Origin of the sequence: uncultured Boseongicola sp. (genome assembly GCF_937988555.1) — a bacterium.
GTDB lineage: Bacteria > Pseudomonadota > Alphaproteobacteria > Rhodobacterales > Rhodobacteraceae > Boseongicola.
On record NZ_CALJXO010000091.1, the window covers coordinates 1 to 3742 of the forward strand.

The window sequence follows — 3742 nt, forward strand, 5'->3', positions numbered from 1 at the left end:
CGACTGTTCATTGATAAAAGATGCTGCTCGCACGAAACTGCCTTCGCTGACCGGATAGACCGGCAGGAGCAGATAGCTTTCTTTCAGATCGCCCTCACCGAACTGATGCAAAACGGATTGATCAATATCTGCTTCTGCCAATACCTGCAGCTCACCCAATAGATTGCTGTTGGACGCCCGATCAAAATCCTGAATACGAACAGGATCGGGCAGATTAACTTTTGTCGCCAGCGTCTTGTCGGCAAGGTTTTGATCGTTGTGATAGGTCAGCCCCATAGCGGCAATGATCAGAACGGCGCCAAGCGTCATCCAGAATCTGGGAACTCCAATCCATGTCATCACCTGCGACACCAACGCTGTCATCCTTCTTCGCAACCACTATAATTTCGCTAACCATGATCGGCTAACGGGGCGCGAAAGTGGCAAGGAGGCGATGTATTGTTCGCGCTTCCGAGACAGATCGTTCTCGGATATCTGCGTTTTTGGCCCGTTCCAACCTTCTCGACAGCTGAGCCGGCCCAAATCCGGCGAAACCAAGGCTATGTCGCGTCAGATACCTTTGCCTTGCTGCATGCAGCAAGCCTTTGAGAGCTATTCGTCACAAATCGCAAACAAGCCCAACGGAGCAACCAAAGCTGGAGCGGTTGTCATCTAACCACGACAAAACCTACGTTTCGTGATTTTTCCATCAACGCGCCACAGATAGGCCAAGTTCTTTGGTTAAATCTTTAGTCGTAGTGTAATTAGTATGTGGTTTGTTATGAACTCTTTCCTTGTCGTCTGCCTTTGCGGACTGGTGTTTTCGATTCTTGCGGGCATGGTCAATCTCGTCAAAACCACCGTTTCCCCCAAAAAAACCCCTTATGATCTTTGGCTCTCCGATGCGCAAAAGCAGAGTACAGTGAAGCTCAATCCTTCACGAAAGCTTTAGTGACTTTGTATGTTGGCGATGGTTCTACCACGGCAAAAAGCACTCAGCGTTTGAAAATATAAGCTCCAAACAGGCGGGCGCTCTCTATCCTGCCTCGAAGATCCAACGGATATCTTCCCGTCACGCGCGTCGCGATGTAGCGGTCCACAGGGCGTTATTTGCGGCTTGGCATAGGCGCCATCCCGGCCTCGTCTTCCATAAGTCAAAATATCCGCTACTTGGCCCCTATTTGAATTAACTCTTCCCAACCTGATACGCACCACTCCGTTCATGAAGGGTGCCGTGTTGGCACGTGCGTTTTCGACCGGAGCAAAGTCGCCAAGACAGGTCCAACGTTCCTGCCTCCAATAAGAAAGACAGCGTTTTTGCCAACGGAAAATTCAAGAACAGCGCAAGCAACTGTCTCAGAACGCAAACCGACAAGGGGTTTCTTGATGGCCGAACGGACCCTGTTCAACAGATATCTCTCGCCAAATCAAAGGTTGGCGGGCTATTCCTCGGGGCATTATTCTTCAGCGCTCTCACCAATCCACTCATTCTGGGTGCCCACTGTTTATGCTGCGGGTTTACGAACGCGTGCAAGGATCGCGTTCGGAAGGGACGCTTTTCGCCCTCTTTGCATTGCTCTATTTCAAAGTACTGGAGCGGATGCAGACATCGATGAGGCAATTGGGATGTCGTATTATCAAGCCGTGCTGGTGCCCGATCAAGCGGCCATGACGGCCTTACCAGACCTTAAGCCGTGCCCCAGCAGGCCAGATGAAGCCTTCTTGAAAACGGAAGATCGAACTCCGCGATCGTATCTACCCCAACAATTATCTGTCAATTTTCAAAGAGCCTTCCACGGGGAATAGGCAGCCGATACAAAAACACAGGTTTGCCTGGGCGTGGCCACGTCCATTTTATTTCAGGCGGCTTCGGCGGTATCGGAAAAGAGCGTCACAAGAGGGAGCAATTTGGGTTTCTTAGAAAACTCAATTTACGGACGTGATTTCAATGACGTCCATTCCGGCACCCTTGGCGGCAGCCACACCCTGCTTGGAGTCCTCGACGACCAGGGTCTGGGCGCGCGGCAGGCCCAAAAGGTCCGAGGCTTTTGCAAAAATTTCCGGCGACGGCTTTGGCTTCAGGCCGTCCGTCACAGCGACAATATGATCAAAGTGGTGCAACAGTCCGCTCGCGCGAAGTGATGCTTCCGCGACCTCTCTTTCAGCATTTGTCCCGACGGCGAGCGGATAGCTCTGACCCAGATAGTTAACGAGGCTTTCAACCTCCAAAATCGAAGTCACGCGACTGCTAATTTCAATAAAAAATCCGATACTGCGCGATACCGCGACACCAATATTAAAGTCCCCATCCACAGTTTCTGCAAACTCCTGAAAAAGGGATATCCGGTCGAGGCCGGTCCGGGCGAGATACCAGTCGCGGTCAAGATCATGCCCCTGCTCGCCGGCCGCCTTGAAGAAAGAGGCGAAGTGAACGTCTGCGCTTTCCACAAGCGTTCCGTCGCAATCGAAGATGAAGGCCTTGTAGCCCCTTTCCAGGATGTCGTTCTGCCACGTCTCAGATGTGAGATTTATCACGCTGTCGCTTGTATGGAGTACTGCGTCGATCATCTGGGGCTGCCTTCTTTTTCGGGGGAACCCGCCTATGTCGCTCTGGGGCGTTTCAAGAGCGTGCAAAAAATTTGTTTTCAGGGCTAATTGCAAGATCCAATTGTTCCGCTTTCAAAACCTGAAAATTCCGTTAGGCTGGATTTATCAACAGTGTCCGGACCGATCAAAGAAGGCGGCCGAGGCCAACCCCTGCAAAAACCAAAAAGAATGCTGGGGGAAAAGAAAATGGGTCAAAAGGGCTCGTTCAAGGGAGGACTACCATGAAAAAACTAAGCATATTTGCGCTCACTTCGATTGTCGCGCTGACGGCTGGGGTTTCGGCCGCACAGGCAGACAAACTTACGCTTTATTGCAGCGCTGACGATGAATTCTGCCAGGTCATGGCACGTGGGTTCGAAGCAGCGACGGGCATCGACGTCAATATGACCCGCAAAAGCTCTGGCGAAACATTCGCACAAATAAAGGCAGAATCCAGCAACCCCAAAGGCGATGTTTGGTGGGGAGGCACGGGTGACCCGCATTTGCAGGCAGCCGAGGAGAATTTGACTATGGCATATGTTTCACCGATGCGCGGCGAACTGCATCCTTGGGCTTTGGGCCAGGCGGCCGCAGCGAATGACAAAACCATCGGTATCTATCTGGGCGTGCTGGGATACGGCTATAACAGCGAAATCATGGCAGCCAACGATTTGCCGCTGCCGACTTGCTGGGCAGACCTACTTGATCCGGTTTACAAGGGTCACATCCAGATGGCGAACCCCAATTCGTCGGGCACAGCTTACACCACGCTGGCCACCATCGTGCAGATCTTCGGCGAAGAAGAGGGCTTTGAGTATATGAAGGGCCTGCACGCCAATATTAACCAATACACCAAGTCCGGCTCTGCCCCGATCAAGGCGGCTGCGCGCGGTGAGAACACCATCGGCGTTGCGTTCCTTCACGGTGTGGTGAAACAGGCGGTTTCCGGATTTCCGGTTGATGGCGTCGCACCCTGCGAAGGCACAGGATACGAAATCGGGTCTATGAGCATCATCGACGGCGCGCGTAATCTGGACGAAGCGAAAATGTTCTATGACTGGGCATTGAGTGCCGAGGCGCAGTCAGAAGCGTGGAAAGTGGACTCTTTCCAGGTGCCATCGAATGTTAGCGCTGAATCGTCGCCGCTGGCTCCGGACCCTGCAGCGATCAATCTGAT

Annotated in this window: 3 protein-coding genes; 1 reads left to right on the forward strand and 2 read right to left on the reverse strand. The window is 52.5% G+C overall.

All coding sequences use genetic code 11. The features are described from left to right. Together Q1B15_RS05115 and Q1B15_RS05120 are read right to left on the reverse strand one after the other, a co-directional pair. On the reverse strand, positions 1-309 hold a 309-nt coding region (locus tag Q1B15_RS05115; RefSeq protein WP_299751113.1), incomplete at its 3' end, for a hypothetical protein. A gap of 1596 nt (positions 310-1905) precedes the next feature. Continuing rightward, positions 1906-2547 carry an HAD family phosphatase gene (locus Q1B15_RS05120; protein WP_299751116.1) on the reverse strand — a complete coding sequence of 214 codons (642 nt, stop codon included), beginning with the start codon at positions 2545-2547 and terminating at the stop codon, positions 1906-1908. Between the two features lie 260 nt (positions 2548-2807). Here Q1B15_RS05120 and Q1B15_RS05125 point away from each other — a divergent pair. Beyond that, positions 2808-3742, forward strand: a 935-nt coding sequence (locus Q1B15_RS05125; RefSeq protein ID WP_299751119.1) for an ABC transporter substrate-binding protein, incomplete at its 3' end; no start/stop codon positions are given.

Excerpts from the sequence above, each read along its gene's own strand:
- Q1B15_RS05120 (WP_299751116.1), bottom strand. The coding sequence starts at position 2,547 with ATGATCGACGCAGTACTCCATACAAGCGACAGCGTGATAAATCTCACA.